This is a genomic window from Paenibacillus sp. M2 (assembly GCF_046713495.1).
GTDB classification, from domain to species: domain Bacteria; phylum Bacillota; class Bacilli; order Paenibacillales; family Paenibacillaceae; genus Paenibacillus; species Paenibacillus amylolyticus_B.
This window is the reverse complement of record NZ_CP169648.1, coordinates 1,349,455-1,364,442: the sequence shown is the minus strand read 5'-3', so window position 1 is coordinate 1,364,442 and position 14,988 is coordinate 1,349,455. Positions and strand designations below refer to the sequence as shown.

Here is a 14,988-nt window from a genome sequence, read left to right as displayed (position 1 = left end):
AAGAGACTTCTTTCAATAATCTAAACTACAGCAACTTCCCCACACATCGCTTTCAATCGCTAACGAAAAACACGTCGGTGTATGTTAATGAAGAAGTCGGGAATCGACTTGGTATAATTTCGGGTTGTAATCAGAACCACACTAAGCAGACTTCCGAGAATGAATCCTCCCAGAATATCTCCTGGATAATGCACACCAACATATACACGCGACACCCCTGTCAACACAGCGAGTAACAACATCCATAACCCGAAGCGACGTCCAATAAAGAATGAAGCAGCCGCTAGAGCAAATACAAAGGAAGCATGTTTACTTGGAAAAGAAGGATCAGGTACATGGGCAACCAGCTGATGCACAGTCCCTTCTACAAAAGGTCTTGGATGACCGACCGCTGGTGATATCCCCCATTTGGCCAGAACTAGCGCTACAATGGAAGCCACACAGGCATAAAAAACAATGCGTTGTTTCGATGGATCGCCAAGAAACCATACGATAACGAGCAGTGCAATCATGACCCAAACCGCATACTCGGATGATGTGATCATAAACCAGTCCAGAAACGGTATTTGGTCTGCAAACTGATTAATCCAATTAAATAGTGATTGATTCATAACTGGCTTTCAATACCCCCATTACACAAAACAAGATTATTTTTTACATAATAAATATACACTAACTATTTGTCAAACAATCCTCACATTGACCGAAGTTACGAAATCAAAGGGGACATTTTGCTTTCTTTTTGTTAAACTAATCTGGGTTACATATCAGTTCAATCATAGAAAGGTGAAGATTATGCTTAAAAAATGGTTATGGGGTACAGCCCTGACCCTGGCACTTGCGATTACAGGTGTCGTTGTATATTACGGATATTCGATTGTTCATTTTGCCAATAGCATCTCCACGGCTTCCGGGACTTCATCCAACTCGTCCTCTTCCGGCACAGACAGCGATTCAGACACACCATCTACAACGATTCCCAGATGGGAGGGCCAGGAACGGGTGAACATTCTGCTCCTTGGTGGAGACTCAAGAGGCGACGATGCAGGACGCTCAGATTCCGTCATGGTCGCTTCCATTGATCCGGTCACCAAGAAAGCCCATCTATTCTCCGTACTGCGTGATACCTATGTAGCCATTCCAGGGCATGGCAAAAGCAGACTTAATGCAGCCTTTTCCTACGGGGGTGCGGAGCTGACCAAACAAACTGTCAGTGATCTGCTCGGTATTCCCATTCAGCATTATGTCTACACAGACTTTACAGGTTTCATGGCACTCGTTGATGCGGTAGGCGGTATTGAGATTGACGTGGAGAAAGACATGTATTACACCAGTAAAGCTGATAAACATATGTACGACATTGACTTGAAAAAAGGGTTGCAGCATATGGACGGCAAAACCGCCCTGCAATATGTTCGGTTCCGGCATGATGCCACCTCGGATTTTACCCGCACCGAACGGCAGCGGATCTTCATGACCGAGCTGGCCAAGAAAATGCAGAGCACCACTTCGCTTTTCAAAATCCCGGATATCCTGGAAGCCATCGCTCCCTATATTGAGACAGACCTTAGTCCAACCCAGATGTTAAAACTCGCATCACTTGGCTTCGATATCCATGCGAACGATATCGATCAGCAGCAGATTCCACCGAACAAACTACTCACCAATGAACTGGTCGGCTCAGCTCAGGTGCTGGGTGTTGATGTGACCAAACTCCAGTCCTACATTCAGCAACTTTTTGAAGAAGATGCCGAGTCCTCAGAGACTCCATCATCAGGGGAACAGAACTAAAACAAGCATGAGATATATCAACAGAGAAGACGGCTGAAGCCGTCTTTTTTTGGTACCTATTTTCTCCATTTAATGCAGCCTTAATGTTTAACGGGTACCCTTATATGATGAACTCCGGTTCCTGGAGGGAGGATTACGTGTGAAAAAACCGCGAATAGCAGAATGGACCGAACTGCGGGGCATTGCCTTTCTGGCAATCGTTATGCAGCATAGTATCGCTGAGTATATCTATCGCGCTGATATTGAACAACCGGATTCCATTATGCTGACCATGATTTATCATCTGACCCGATTTGGTACGCCAACGTTTGTATTTCTATCGGGTGTAATGTTGTTTTACCATCATCGTAACACCAAACCGGAATATCCTCGCTTCATTCGAAAGCGATTTGGCGATATCTATATGCCGTTTGTTGTATGGACACTGATCTACTGGCTGTCTGTCCGTATCTTCACCCCCGCGTTCTGGCTTGCAGGCATACCGGATTTTCGCAGTCTGATTCGTGAACTGTTTGTCCCGCAGACGGGATATCATCTCTGGTTTGTCATTATGGTGTTTCAGTTCTATATTCTGTTCCCCCTGTTCTGGACAGGAGCAAAAGCCATCCAGAGTCGTATCCAGAACGCCTCACGTTTCACGCCCATGCAAATCATTGTGGCACTCATTGTCTTGGCAGCTTCATTCTACGGCCTGCTTATGAAATGGTCCTACTATAATATGGGGGGCTGGACAGAATCCATGTCTGAGCCTTGGTCAACGTTGCTGCAATATCGCTCCTATTCATGGGTGATGTACTGGTTCTACTTTTTACTGGGTGCCGTATGTGCCTGGTCAGTGGATAGCTGGAGGAGTTGGACTACGAAGGTACTGCCATGGACGATCTGTCTGTTTATAGGGATGTATATATGGCTTGGTTACGATGTGCTGCGCGGTTCCGGGGATGTTGTTAATCTGAATATCTCCACCTATCTGAAACCAACCACATTCCTGATCATTATGGCTCAAATGCTTATGATGTATGGTTTCCTTGTACTGATGCAGGGCAAAGATACACGGTTTCAGCGATTGCTAGCCTGGATTGGCCGCTATTCATTTGGTGGATATCTGGTTCATGCACTGGTGATCTACGCGATCGCTTATGTAACCAGACCGCTTCAACTCAGTGGATGGCATCTGCCTGTAACGTTGCTATCGTTCCTTGTAACGGTTGGTATTGCTCTTGCAATCAGTTGGGTATTATCCAAGCTTCCTGGCTCACGTTTCACGGTAGGGTTAATGCGCAAACCACGTTCAACCCCCAATCCAACAGCTGCTGTGGACAAAAGAAACTCACCTGAGCGAACTCCGTCACCCGGCGCAACTCGCAGTCCGGGAACGAGTAAGCCGTTTTAAAATAAAAGAAGAGCGTCCCCTTATGGAGACGCTCTTCTTTATTTCACTTCACTCGAAGTTGATCGTCCAGGAACAGGTTCCTGGGGACCCGGGGCTGGATGCACGTTGCCCTTCTGATTCACAAATCTCTTCAGATCACCCGTTAATTGTTCCTTCAGCTTGTCCACCAGCTGCGTTTCGCTAATGCCTTTTGCCTGAGCAATCTCAGCCAGAGATTTCCCTCCCTGAAGTTGCTCGTGCAATTGAGCAGGCGTGACTCCAATAAACCGGGCAATTTCGCCCTTATCCACCATGGAACGTTTGCCATGGTGGGCAAATTCACGCCGTAAATCACGAAGTGGGGTATTGATGACCTTTTTCAACTTGGTATCCATGTCCGCCTTCGTAGCTGCAGCTTGTTCCTTGGTGAGACAACCTTCGTCTACGGCTTGATCCAGACGTTGCGCCAATGTAGGCTTCAACTTCTGCAATAACTGCTCCTCACTAAGTCCCTTGCGCTCTTTGGCAATCTGGGACAACGTCTTACCCAGTTCCATCTGTGATTTCAGATCCCGAAGGCCAATCCCAAGCAGGTCTGCCGTTTCACCAATCATAAACAAACCGTGTCCTGCCTGCATGCATGGCTTCGCTTGTTTGCCTGAGGAAGTAGCGCTAGACGCATCTTCATGTTCCTCAACTCGAAGTGCTGGATCAGCAAATGCCACAAGTCCTGTTGCTGCTGTTATGACTACGGCTGCCAATCCGGCTGCCATCCATGTTTTCCATTTCATTATCATTTTTCTGCCGCCTTTCCGATGTCGAAATCCTGTGCCTTCCTAGTTTGAGCCTAAAATCCACTTTTTTATGCCATAAAATACAAAAGTCATCATTTTTCTCACAATTGATCACAAAAAATCCTATTTTTTTCATTTTATTTCCGCTATAATGAATGTAACTTCATGATCTATATCAGTTGAACAGTCCTGGACCACCTTATCGCAGGAAGGACGATATGTAATAATGCGGAAAGATTGGTTAGATCCGTTTAGATCCGATCTGGAGGTCGTGTTTGCTTCAGCGGAACAACTCGTACGGGAATATCCCGAACCCTTGTCAGGACATGCATTAGAGCAGCTTCGTTCGGTTAATCCGCTGTTACGAGATTCGGGACACAGTTACATCGGGTACATCATTCCACTTTGGATGCAACACTCAGATAAACTACCCGCAGAGAAAGCACACCAATTAAGTACAGCCTGTCTCATTCACATGTTATATTTTCTGAATCAGGACGACGTGATGGATGAACAACCGGAGAATGCCACATTGAAGTTATCTCTTGGTAATCTATACTACATGGATGCACTTCAATCTTACTCGGAATTATTCGATCCTTCCTCCACGTTCTGGGTCTATTTCAGACAATATGTAGTGGATTGGGCCGTGAGTGTTACGGGTGAGCATTCCATTGATTTTTTCCAACAGAATCCTTTGTTGATTGCGCAAAAGGCTGCCCCTCTGCTCATTGGAGCTACTGGTGCACTGCTTCTGCTGAATCAGTCCGACCGGATCATCCCTGTGTGTTCTGCCATCAACATCACACTCATGACCCTCCAGATGACCGATGACTTCACAGACACGCAACAAGATGCTGTGCATGGAAACTACAACAGCTACCTCTCCCACATATCCGCAGCACTGAATCACAACTATCCAGTTCATCCTCTAAGCGACCGTATACATGACAATGTATACAATACACAACTCATGAACTCTTACGTAGACATTGCTTATCACTATGATCGTACACTAACATCGTCTAACTTAGGAATATCGCATCTTGAGGCGTTTAATTCTTATTTATGTAGCACTTTAGTACAAGCTATTCAGGACATTACACAACGGAAGAAACGGCTCCTCCAAGGCGGGTTTCATCACTGGATTAGCGAGCAACAGTTGGGATTCTGAGCATAAGGACTAAGCTGGTTCAGTTTAATTCTAAATATGAAGGGAATGTTGACGATGATGGTATCAGAGAAAACGTTGCATGAGGATATTATTGAAAAGGCCTGGACTGACGAGCACTTCAGACAACAATTGCATTCCAATCCGAAGCAGGCGCTTCGTGAAGCGTTCGGCATCGTAATTCCGGAGCACATTCAGGTACGTACTGTTGAGGAGCAGCAAAATGACTATGTGCTTGTCATACCTCCCAATCCTTCCAAAGTAAATTATGATGTGAATTGCGGACCTTGGAGAAGTTAATTCGGGTTGAGCTAATCTTGTAGGTAAGAAATCAGGGGTAGGAACAAAAAAGCCGCAGTATCCTTCTGTGAGTTCGTCATTCGACGAACTCGGCAAAAGATACAACCGCTTCTGTTCCTACCCCTTTGGTGCTTGTAAAGCTGATCTGTCCTTGCATCGCTTCAACAATTCGGAATGTCACCATCATGCCCAGGCCTGTGCCTTTGATTTTATTGGAGAAATAAGGCTCGCCCAACCGGGAGAGTGCTTCCTCGTCCATCCCTTCTCCGTTATCCCTGACATGCACCTTAATCATTCCATCCTGCTTGTACGCCCAGATATCAATCTGGCCTTGTCCCTGAAAAGCTTCAATACTGTTCTTGATAATATTGATAAAAGCCTGCTTGAACTTCGAGGAATTGCCTCGAATATATAGATCTGGCGGAATGTCGGTGGTGATTTTACCACCCTCCAGATTAGCCATCGGTACAAGAATGCCTTCAATATGATTGAATTCATCCGAAATATTGAGCGAGATAATATGGTCAAACTCAGGTTTGGCAAAGGTAAGAAAATCCGTTATGATGCCCGAAGCCCGATCAAGTTCTTCCAGTGCAATACGCACATACCCCTTATTTTTGTTGTCTTCCTGCTCTGTCATAAGTTGCAGAAACCCTCTTGTCACCTGAAGTGGATTTCGTACTTCATGGGCAACGGAAGCAGCCAATTCGCTTATAATCTCCATCTTCTCGGAACGCTGCAACTCATTGTTGAACAACTCCAGTTCCTTGGAATACTCTAGAACTTTAGTATGTTTTTCGGCAAAACGACTTCCGAGAATGGCAATCAACGAGATCACAAATGCAACCATGGACCATTTCCACCATAACAGATGATACGTCCCACTCCGCTGATAATACCACAACAGTTCAGCCACACTGATCAAGGCAAATGTACCAAATCCCGTCGCAAGCAGCATAGCTTCCCGATTTCGTTGCAGCGCTTTGGCGATGGTACCCACCAGCAGGATCGTCAGTAGAATGACCAGCACAATGCCAACCACACGCTGCACGAGCAGATTGTATAGGATCTCCCATTGCCCACCTGAAGTAACATAGATAAATAGAGAGAACACAGCGATAACTGAATATATGAATAGTATTTTTCGCAGTTTGGTGAAGATTCCATGCAGTCCTGGCCCGATAATCTGTTCAAAAAAATAACATAGCGCTGGCATACCCAGCAGCATCGCCAGATCAAAGACTACGGAATACAAGTCACCATATACCTGATAGAACGTATACAAAAATTGCGAGTACGTGATGATCATCGTGCCGATGGAACCCATCACGATGCATAGCGAGATCCATAATCCCTTATGGAATTTGCCAAGGAAGAACGTACAACTCAGCATCGTAATCGCTGTGAAAACAAAGGTCGCGCCCAAAATCACATCAATAAGTCCGTTATGAATATATTTCTCCTGTAACGCGGCATAAGGTCCAACCTGAACAGTACCTTGTATCCCCAGACGGCCTTTTTCATTTTGTGACCATACATAAAGCGTGTCACCTGAATTTTCGCTGGATAAGGGCAGCAACACAGCATTATTATCATAATTGTAATGATAGTTTTCGTAGACCTTGCGGTCTTCCAGATAAACAACAATATGATTGCCTTTAATGTTCTCAAATCGAATGGCTGAACTTTCCTCACTCAACTCAGGGATGGTCAGGCGAGTCCATAAAGAATTCGATCGATCCGTATTGCTATACTCTAACTTATCGCTGCCTTGCTTTTCCCATATCTCGTCTGCTCCCTTAACCTCACTGATGAACCCTTGATCGTCAACGTTCCCCCATTTTACTTCCCACCCTGTAATGGATACAGGTTGCTGAACCGCTCCTGTAGTTGCAAAGACTATCCCATGTGGCATGCCTAGAATAATCAATACACTCATCCATAAGATGACGATAGCTTTGGGCACATTTTTCATTCACAGCACCTCAAAGTTCTAATTTTCCCTATCTTAGATTCTCTCATTTATCATTCGCCACCGTTTGTCACGTCACCTTCTTGAGATAAAATTAAATTTCACATTTAAGTCGATTTATAGTCTTATTTCCATTTTATTGTTAAAGTTATCCGGTTAATCACGCAAGTCTTCGAACTGGTTCACTATCATTTCCCGTTCTTTCTGTTCAACTTGACTGCGAAATTCAAGCCACTGCTCTGTCTCCTCATCATCATAGATGGTCCATATGTCGGAAAAAAGGAAATCCCGTAACTGTACAACTTGCCCGGACCATATACCGCCTACCCAAAACAAACCATCCGGACGACGGATGACGGTACGGGAGAACCCGGGTGTGGACGCCTTTTGTCCGATACGGATGCGTGTGATCATATTGCCCAGTGTGAACCAGTCCACATGAAATTCCTCCCTTACATATTCAAGCTTAATCATAACATAGGCAAAACAGGAAAAGCTGTAAAAACGGTGGCTGCGATTCAATCCTTTGCTCCGGGTGTAATGGTTTCTCAAAGCAAACAAACACGCTAAGGAGATGATTACAATGAATGAGCCACATCGTACGGTTGAGGTGGAACATAAGGATGTTCAGCATAAATCGGATTCAAGTATGGTCGCTTCCACATTTATTAAATATGCCGCATATATCATTATCTTTTTTGGATTCTTATACTTCTTGGTTAAATATGTATTCCCCAAATTCTAAGGCATTCATATCGTAGTGAACACCCGGAGATAATAACCTGTGCAAGATTACAACACTAGCGCTTTGGGTAACTACGGGGTAAGAAGTTTTGGACAACCGACAATGAAAGGAAGTGTTACTCATGTCTGACAAACCAATTAGTAACGAAGAGAGCGACCGCTATTATGACCGTTATCAGAGGTCCCGCGATATTCCCCCAGAGACGGAAGTCCCGGAAGGCGATATGGATACCTTTGATGAAGTTTCCGGCAGACGGATTGTAACGGAAGATTCGGATCTGGCACCCGTAGCCGCAGCCGCTGTGGACGAGCCGGAATTGGATTCACGTTTGGCTGAGACACCGCTGGAATCTGTACCTGATGCAGATCTTCTGCAACCGAACAGTCCGGTTGATCCTGCTGCACCCGATCCGGATGCGTTGCATGGTACCGATCTGCTTAATGGTGCTGGTGCAGATGCCAAACCAGAGAACGACATTCCACCACGCCATTAACGGCTGTTATGACATCCTGAATGAGGAGGTGCATACACGATGAAGGAAGATCGCCAAAAGCATGTGCATGAACCGGATAATCTCGTGACCGAACGAGATATTGACCCGGACTTCGGACTATTCACTGAGGACTCCTTCCCCGAAGCACTTGAGGATGAGGATCAACGTGATGCGGTCGAGCATGCCATTCCCAAAGAGAAGGCTTCTCGTAAGCCCTCTACGGATGACTAACTTATATAGATCCGTAGTAGACTTAAAAAAGATGACGTCTGTAATTTCACAGCGTCATCTTTTTTGTTACCTGTAAGTTCACTTACTCTTAGTGATTCAGCATCATCGCTTAGCGGGAACCTTACTTGCCACGGGCAGTTTGTGATCCAATCCTGACCACTTCGCTACAATCGCAGTGATGATCAATGCCACTCCATTAATAATAAATATCCAGCGTATCGGCAGCCAGCCCCCAAGTACACCACCAATGATCGGCCCTGCCATCGTCCCGATCTGGGCAGCGGACTGATTCAGGCTAAAGGCCCTGCCCCGGAAACTCGATGCGGTAGCCTGCACAATCATGGCGTTAATTGCCGGAAATACAGCCGCAAAGAATAAACCATACACAAATCGTAAAATGCCGAATGCGATATAACCTGTTGTAAAGAACTGCAGAAGATTCCCTACAGCCCCACCAACCAGTCCAATAATCAACACTTTACCGTATCCAATCCTTGAACCAATCTTGCCCCACCGCGGCGCCATAATAACGGTTGCTACCCCCACCGCTGAGAAAATAATACCCGAGCTGAGTGAGGCACGATCCGGCTGAACGCCCATCTCCATCACATATACCGTCAATAGTGGCTCCAGAATCATGACGGAGAACGTACATATACCCATCATGCCAAGCACCGTCATAAACAAACGATTCGCTCTCGCTTCACGAATGTCATCCATGACGTGGGAACGAGCTTTGTTCCGGTTGAAGTTCTCTTCTTTTACCCAGAAGGTTGCGATGATTGCTGATACTAACACAACAATAGCTGAAAACAAAAATGCATTCCGGTTGCCATAATAATGACTTACCACGCCACCAATTAACGGTCCAATAATACCACCAGTGGCTCCTGCAGTGGACATAATACCAAGGGCATAACCAGTCTTCTCTTCAGGTGTATTCGTACCTACCAGAGCAATCGCTGCCGGAACAAACCCTGCAAGCAGACCCTGAAACAATCGAACAACAATCAGCGAATACGGGTCCTGCACGAAATAATTGATTAAATACAAGACGGCAAGGCTGTATCCCGACCGGATCAGCATGGGCTTGCGTCCGTATTTATCAGCCAGGGATCCCCAGAACGGAGACACGAGTGCACTCGCGAGAAACGTAATGCCAAATGCCAGTCCTGACCATAACTCCAGGTGATCACGAACCCCCAAGTCAGCACTTAGAAACAGGGGCAGAAATGGAATCGAGATCGAATACGCGGTGCTACAAAAAAATACACCAATCCACAATATGACCAGATTGCGCTTCCACGAGAAGTTCATATACCCGCACGCCCTTTCCGTTACTGACGCCGGGACTGCCGTGTATTGGAGCGGACGGAACAGACCCGTACGTCCCGATGCGGAAGCATTTCCCTTATTTTACACCCATCATTCCACGAAGACCATCCCTTGTTCACCACAAACACATGTATTACATTGCCATCCTGTCCACAAAAACGGTATGATAGTTGGGTAAATATCCAAATATGATTTGGAGAAAATATATAATGCAGAGATGCAAGGAGGAACGTTTTCATGTCTTTACAGTGGAAAAAAAACACAGTAGTTTCGCTGGTTCTCGCGATGCTGCTTATCGTCATTAGTGGTTGTGGACGCCCTTCGAATGGCGCTACAGAAACACCAGCTCCAGTTGAACCAACGGGTCCAAATCCGATAGCTACCATTGAAATGGCCGATGGACAGAAGATCGTCATTGAGCTGTATCCCGAAATTGCACCCAATACGGTGAACAATTTTATTTCACTAGCGAATCAGGGTTTCTATGATGGCACAATCTTTCACCGTGTTATTCCAGGTTTCATGATTCAGGGTGGAGATCCAGAGGGCAATGGTCGAGGTGGCCCGGGATATGCGATTAAGGGTGAATTTACATCTAATGGTCACAAAAATCACCTGAAGCATACTCGTGGAGTTATCTCCATGGCGCGTGGGGATAATCTGGATTCAGCCGGATCCCAGTTCTTCATCATGCTCGCGGATGCCGATCACTTGGATAATTCCTATGCTTCCTTTGGTAAAGTAACGGAAGGCATAGAAACTGTGGATAACATTGCTGCTCAGGAAATAGGTGAAGGTGACAAACCCGTTAAGGATCAAGTTATGAAAAAAGTCACGGTAGACACCCACGGTCTGGAATATCCAGAACCGGTAAAAATGCCTTAATGAAGTCTAAACAAACAAAAGCTCTGTCCTGCGCGTATCTCGCAAGGCAGAGCTTTATTTATTGATTTTAATGATAGCGGTTACATATATGACTTTATAAAAAATGACCTCTTCCGGCATCATCCTCAATACATCCATCCCATCAAACGTAACCAGCCGATAATCGCAATCCATAACGGGCAGCTAAAGGCAACACCCCATGCAAGCCCTTTCAGTAAACCACGATTTACTTCCACGAACAACGACTCCTTTCTCCAGGGAATAGTCGCAGTATCGGTAATAGTATATGATTTTATACCCGTTTTCATTCGTCACGCAACCCTCGTTTTCCTGCTTTTGTTCCGCAGATTCATGGAATGCTTTACGGGAACCTGATATACTATGACTACTGTACGATAAATGGAACCTGATTCATGTTTGGAAAGGAGATTTTCCTATGGCAAAATCCAAAAAACGCCCCCCTGCTCCCAAAGTAGCAGCACAGGATAAACCTACAACACTGAAAGATCTGCTAAGCAGTGATGTGCTGGAGAAACTGAAAGCTCAGGCAGATGAGGCGAAGGCTGCCGAAGCGGCACTTAAGGAGCAGGAACGTCAGCAAGCAGAAGAAGCTCGCCAAGCGGAGCAGAAGCGCCGGGATAACGACTTCGAATATCTGCTGAATAACAGCGCTATGGACTGGAAGAAACATAAGTAAACAAAGGCATGACCTAAGGGTGTCTTCTATCACACAAGCCAAAATAATATTACAGCAGACAGATTATGAAGCTGATCTGCTCACAGAACAGGGCCGCATTGCGGTCCTGTTCTTTTTGATATAGATACATATGATTCATCAGTCTTGAGCCGGGTATGTAGAAGTAGAGCGTACAACGATAATCTAACCATACGGAGGGATCAGAGATGACTGAACAACGTTTGGAAGGCAAAGTCGCAATAGTAACTGGAGGTGGATCGGGTATTGGTCAGGCTACGGCTATTCGTTTCGCCGAACATGGAGCCAAAGTGTACATGCTGGATCGTACACCCGAAACTGCCGAGGAAACGAAGCAGATTATTGAAAAGGCTGGCGGAGAAGCGTATGTGATCGAATGTGATATCTCCAAACCGGATAATGTGCAGAAGGCGATCAATCAGGCTGCGGCTGAAGCGGGTAAACTGGATATCATATTTGCAAATGCAGGCATTAACGGAACGATGGCCCCGATTGAAACGATGGAAATGGAGGACTGGGACCAGACGATGGAGATCAATATGCGCGGAACCTTTGCAACCGTCAAATATGCCATCCCCCATCTAAAAGAACATGGTGGCAGCATCATAATCACCAGTTCTATCAACGGTAACCGGGTCTTCTCAGGAATCGGATTCTCTGCATACGCTTCCAGCAAAGCGGGACAAACTGCGTTTACCAAGATGGCTGCACTGGAGCTGGCTCGTTATAAGATCCGTGTAAATGCCGTTTGCCCAGGAGCCATCGATACCAACATTGATGATAACACCTACCCGTCGGATGATCTGAAAGAAGTACAGATTCCTGTTGAATTCCCTGAGGGTCACGAACATCCGCTCAAGGGCGAACCTGGAACGTCGAAGCAAGTGGCGAACCTCGTTCTGTTCCTCGCTTCCGATGAAGCCTCCCATGTTACAGGTACACGAATCTATGTGGATGGTGCGGAATCTCTGCTCCGTGGATAACATATAAATAAAAGTTGGCCCGGCCTCATTCAGGGACAACGCCCGAATATCCCGCAAGCGATCTGATCCGTTCAGATTACTGCGGGATGTTTTATATATAGTGAAGAGCATTTCGCATAAATCCAGTGAGCGGTAGAATTCGAATTATGCAAAATGCTGAGAATTATAATACGGGCGGGTGCATGCAAGGATTACCGCTAAACTGCATTGCTTTTACCTTTTTTCACACGATGGTTCAACCAGTCTGGAATGGCAAAGAGCAAAACGTACATTAGCGAGAACAAAACTAGCGCCAGGATCTCTTCCCCAAGGATGTACATGGGATACGGACCTAACATATCTAGCACCGAGGGTGTACTTGGTTTATATCTTAGAAACATGTAATTCGCGTCAAGCATGACATCTACAACGTATACGATTAATGCCGCCACATTCACAAATATCATGGAACCTGCTACAGATCTCCAGCTAGGTCGCAGCTGTTCCACCCAGGTCATGTAGAGTAAAGCCAGAATGATACAGGCATGAGCAACGAAAAATTGAATAAATCGAAAATGTGCATAACCATAACCCAGATTAGGAGTCAGGATCGCCATAAGGGCTCCAGCAATGCCTGCAAACAGCAGCGCAGAATGTAACAGTCGACTGCGTGTCAGTAGTAACAACGCCGATAATAGCAGAGACAGACTGCATAGTTCGAGTGGCAGTGACGTCTGCAGGCTCCATATCCCTCCATACACATACCAGAGCTGCAGCACGATTTCGCAGGCAAACATGATACAGGCCAGAACAATCCGCAGTATGCGGCGTGCCCTCTCTGACCATGATCGAAGATGGTGTCGAAGCAAAAACATCAGTACAATTAATGCTGTAATTACGCTAATCGAAACGATATGTGAAGTGGAGAACAGAACAAACGGCTCTGCATCATAAGGGTCTAGCCATGGTGGATACGCCATGCATCTCTTCTCTCCTTTACAAGGATCTCACCAACATTATCTCTCTTTAATGTTAACTTTTTCATTTTGCCATTGAATGAAATTGCTGTCCAGTTGGAATTCTAAATAAGCATTGTAATTTAAATATCTTTATGTTAAGATAAATTCAGAACCAAAACAAACGAAAAGTTAGTAACTTTCTTAATAGAAATGATAAAAATACAGCACTCAACAAATGTTCAACTGAACATTTACACTATCCCACTTCATCTAGGAGGAATTATTATGCAAATCAAAGGACTTCACCACGTATCCGCTCTAACAGCACATGCCGATCAGAACTATCGTTTCTACACCAACATCATGGGCCTGCGCCTCATTAAAAAAACGGTCAACCAGGACGACGTATCCGTCTACCATCTCTTCTATGGCGATGAAAAAGGTAATCCGGGTACCGAACTTACCTTCTTCGAGATTCCGATGGCCGGACAGACTCGTGAAGGTGTGAACAGCATCTCGGCAACGTCACTGCGCGTTCCAAGTGATGCGGCACTTACGTACTGGCAGCAGCGCTTTGACGAATTCGATGTCTCACATGGAGAGATTGTTGAACGGGGTGGTCGTGCGACGCTCTCATTCACAGACTTTGAAGGACAACGTCTGATTCTGGTCTCGGATGAAAACAATACAGGTGTCGCTGGTGGTAAACCATGGGATCAGAGCCCTGTGCCTGCCGAATATGGCATTGTTGGCCTTGGCCCTATCCATCTTACGGTAAAAGATGCTTCCCTTACCGCTCCGGTTCTTACCGAACTGCTCGGTTTCAGAGCGAAAGGAAGTTACCCTGCCTTTACTTCAGGTCAACCTGATGTACTCGTTTTTGAATCCGGCGAAGGTGGTAGCGGCTCCGAGGTGCATGTTGAGGAACGGAATGACCTTGCCCAAGAGCGTCCTGGACGTGGCAGCGTACACCATGTTGCGTTCCGTGTGGATAACGAAGAAGAACTGAAACAATGGGTGGAACGGGTTCGTAACTTCCAATTCCCTAACTCCGGTTTTGTAGATCGCTTCTACTTCCGCTCCCTGTATTTCCGTGAAGCAAACGGTATTTTGTTCGAACTTGCAACCGATGGTCCGGGATTTGATACAGATGAAGAAATGGAGCATCTGGGTGAATCGCTTGCTTTGCCTCCATTCCTCGAAGGTCGCCGCGCCGAGATTGAAGCCAATCTCAAACCGCTGGATACCGTCATTCGTTAAACC

At 45.9% G+C, this 14,988-nt stretch carries 17 protein-coding genes; 11 read left to right on the top strand and 6 right to left on the bottom strand.

The window, feature by feature from the left end:
- Positions 1–59 precede the first annotated feature (59 nt).
- Complete coding sequence (locus ACETMN_RS06145; protein WP_051449605.1) at positions 60–611, bottom strand: undecaprenyl-diphosphatase; 552 nt, start codon at positions 609–611, stop codon at positions 60–62.
- A 184-nt stretch (positions 612–795) separates the two neighbouring features.
- On the opposite strand from ACETMN_RS06145, the gene ACETMN_RS06140 reads away from it, so the two are divergent.
- Together ACETMN_RS06140 and ACETMN_RS06135 are read left to right on the top strand one after the other, a co-directional pair.
- A complete protein-coding gene (locus ACETMN_RS06140; RefSeq protein WP_091015582.1) occupies positions 796–1,791 on the top strand; it encodes an LCP family protein in 996 nt (331 codons plus the stop codon).
- A gap of 139 nt (positions 1,792–1,930) precedes the next feature.
- Positions 1,931–3,184, top strand: coding sequence for an acyltransferase (locus ACETMN_RS06135; protein ID WP_091015584.1), 1,254 nt, complete (start codon positions 1,931–1,933; stop codon positions 3,182–3,184).
- Positions 3,185–3,222: 38 nt separating this feature from the next.
- On the opposite strand, the gene ACETMN_RS06130 is transcribed toward ACETMN_RS06135, so the two are convergent.
- Complete coding sequence (locus ACETMN_RS06130) at positions 3,223–3,960, bottom strand: hypothetical protein (RefSeq protein WP_091015585.1); 738 nt, start codon at positions 3,958–3,960, stop codon at positions 3,223–3,225.
- Between the two features lie 223 nt (positions 3,961–4,183).
- Between ACETMN_RS06130 and ACETMN_RS06125 the strand changes: the two genes are divergently transcribed.
- Both ACETMN_RS06125 and ACETMN_RS06120 read left to right on the top strand, forming a co-directional pair.
- Positions 4,184–5,131: a hypothetical protein gene (locus tag ACETMN_RS06125; protein WP_091015586.1), complete on the top strand. Its 948-nt coding sequence runs from the start codon at positions 4,184–4,186 to the stop codon at positions 5,129–5,131.
- A gap of 36 nt (positions 5,132–5,167) precedes the next feature.
- Positions 5,168–5,428, top strand: a complete 261-nt coding sequence (locus ACETMN_RS06120) for an NHLP leader peptide family RiPP precursor (protein ID WP_223199858.1) — start codon at positions 5,168–5,170, stop codon at positions 5,426–5,428.
- Positions 5,429–5,504: 76 nt separating this feature from the next.
- On the opposite strand, the gene ACETMN_RS06115 is transcribed toward ACETMN_RS06120, so the two are convergent.
- Both ACETMN_RS06115 and ACETMN_RS06110 read right to left on the bottom strand, forming a co-directional pair.
- On the bottom strand, positions 5,505–7,403 hold the full coding sequence (locus ACETMN_RS06115) for a sensor histidine kinase (protein WP_091015590.1): 1,899 nt from the start codon (positions 7,401–7,403) through the stop codon (positions 5,505–5,507).
- 153 nt (positions 7,404–7,556) lie between these two features.
- Entirely contained in the window at positions 7,557–7,838 is a 282-nt protein-coding gene (locus tag ACETMN_RS06110; RefSeq protein ID WP_017690238.1) for a hypothetical protein, read from the bottom strand.
- A 145-nt stretch (positions 7,839–7,983) separates the two neighbouring features.
- Here ACETMN_RS06110 and ACETMN_RS06105 point away from each other — a divergent pair, with 145 nt between their 5' ends.
- From ACETMN_RS06105 to ACETMN_RS06095, 3 genes are all read left to right on the top strand, one after another.
- Entirely contained in the window at positions 7,984–8,145 is a 162-nt protein-coding gene (locus ACETMN_RS06105; protein ID WP_017690239.1) for a hypothetical protein, read from the top strand.
- Between the two features lie 121 nt (positions 8,146–8,266).
- Entirely contained in the window at positions 8,267–8,638 is a 372-nt protein-coding gene (locus tag ACETMN_RS06100) for a hypothetical protein (RefSeq protein WP_091015592.1), read from the top strand.
- A gap of 39 nt (positions 8,639–8,677) precedes the next feature.
- On the top strand, positions 8,678–8,869 hold the full coding sequence (locus tag ACETMN_RS06095) for a hypothetical protein (protein ID WP_091015594.1): 192 nt from the start codon (positions 8,678–8,680) through the stop codon (positions 8,867–8,869).
- Positions 8,870–8,971: 102 nt separating this feature from the next.
- Here the strand turns inward: ACETMN_RS06095 and ACETMN_RS06090 are convergent, their stop codons facing one another.
- Entirely contained in the window at positions 8,972–10,186 is a 1,215-nt protein-coding gene (locus ACETMN_RS06090; protein WP_091015596.1) for an MFS transporter, read from the bottom strand.
- Between the two features lie 255 nt (positions 10,187–10,441).
- On the opposite strand from ACETMN_RS06090, the gene ACETMN_RS06085 reads away from it, so the two are divergent.
- The 3 genes from ACETMN_RS06085 to ACETMN_RS06075 all read left to right on the top strand — a co-directional run bounded on the left by ACETMN_RS06085 (position 10,442) and on the right by ACETMN_RS06075 (position 12,787).
- The gene (locus ACETMN_RS06085; RefSeq protein WP_411735890.1) at positions 10,442–11,089 is read left to right on the top strand and encodes a peptidylprolyl isomerase; all 648 of its coding nucleotides are present in this window, start codon (positions 10,442–10,444) and stop codon (positions 11,087–11,089) included.
- A gap of 436 nt (positions 11,090–11,525) precedes the next feature.
- Positions 11,526–11,786 (top strand): YqkE family protein, encoded by a 261-nt coding sequence (locus tag ACETMN_RS06080; protein WP_091015600.1) that lies wholly within the window; start codon positions 11,526–11,528, stop codon positions 11,784–11,786.
- A 206-nt stretch (positions 11,787–11,992) separates the two neighbouring features.
- Positions 11,993–12,787, top strand: coding sequence for an SDR family oxidoreductase (locus ACETMN_RS06075; RefSeq protein ID WP_105600805.1), 795 nt, complete (start codon positions 11,993–11,995; stop codon positions 12,785–12,787).
- A gap of 197 nt (positions 12,788–12,984) precedes the next feature.
- On the opposite strand, the gene ACETMN_RS06070 is transcribed toward ACETMN_RS06075, so the two are convergent.
- Positions 12,985–13,746, bottom strand: coding sequence for a TIGR02206 family membrane protein (locus ACETMN_RS06070; protein WP_091015603.1), 762 nt, complete (start codon positions 13,744–13,746; stop codon positions 12,985–12,987).
- A gap of 264 nt (positions 13,747–14,010) precedes the next feature.
- Between ACETMN_RS06070 and ACETMN_RS06065 the strand changes: the two genes are divergently transcribed.
- A complete protein-coding gene (locus ACETMN_RS06065) occupies positions 14,011–14,985 on the top strand; it encodes a ring-cleaving dioxygenase (protein ID WP_091015605.1) in 975 nt (324 codons plus the stop codon).
- Positions 14,986–14,988 lie beyond the last annotated feature (3 nt).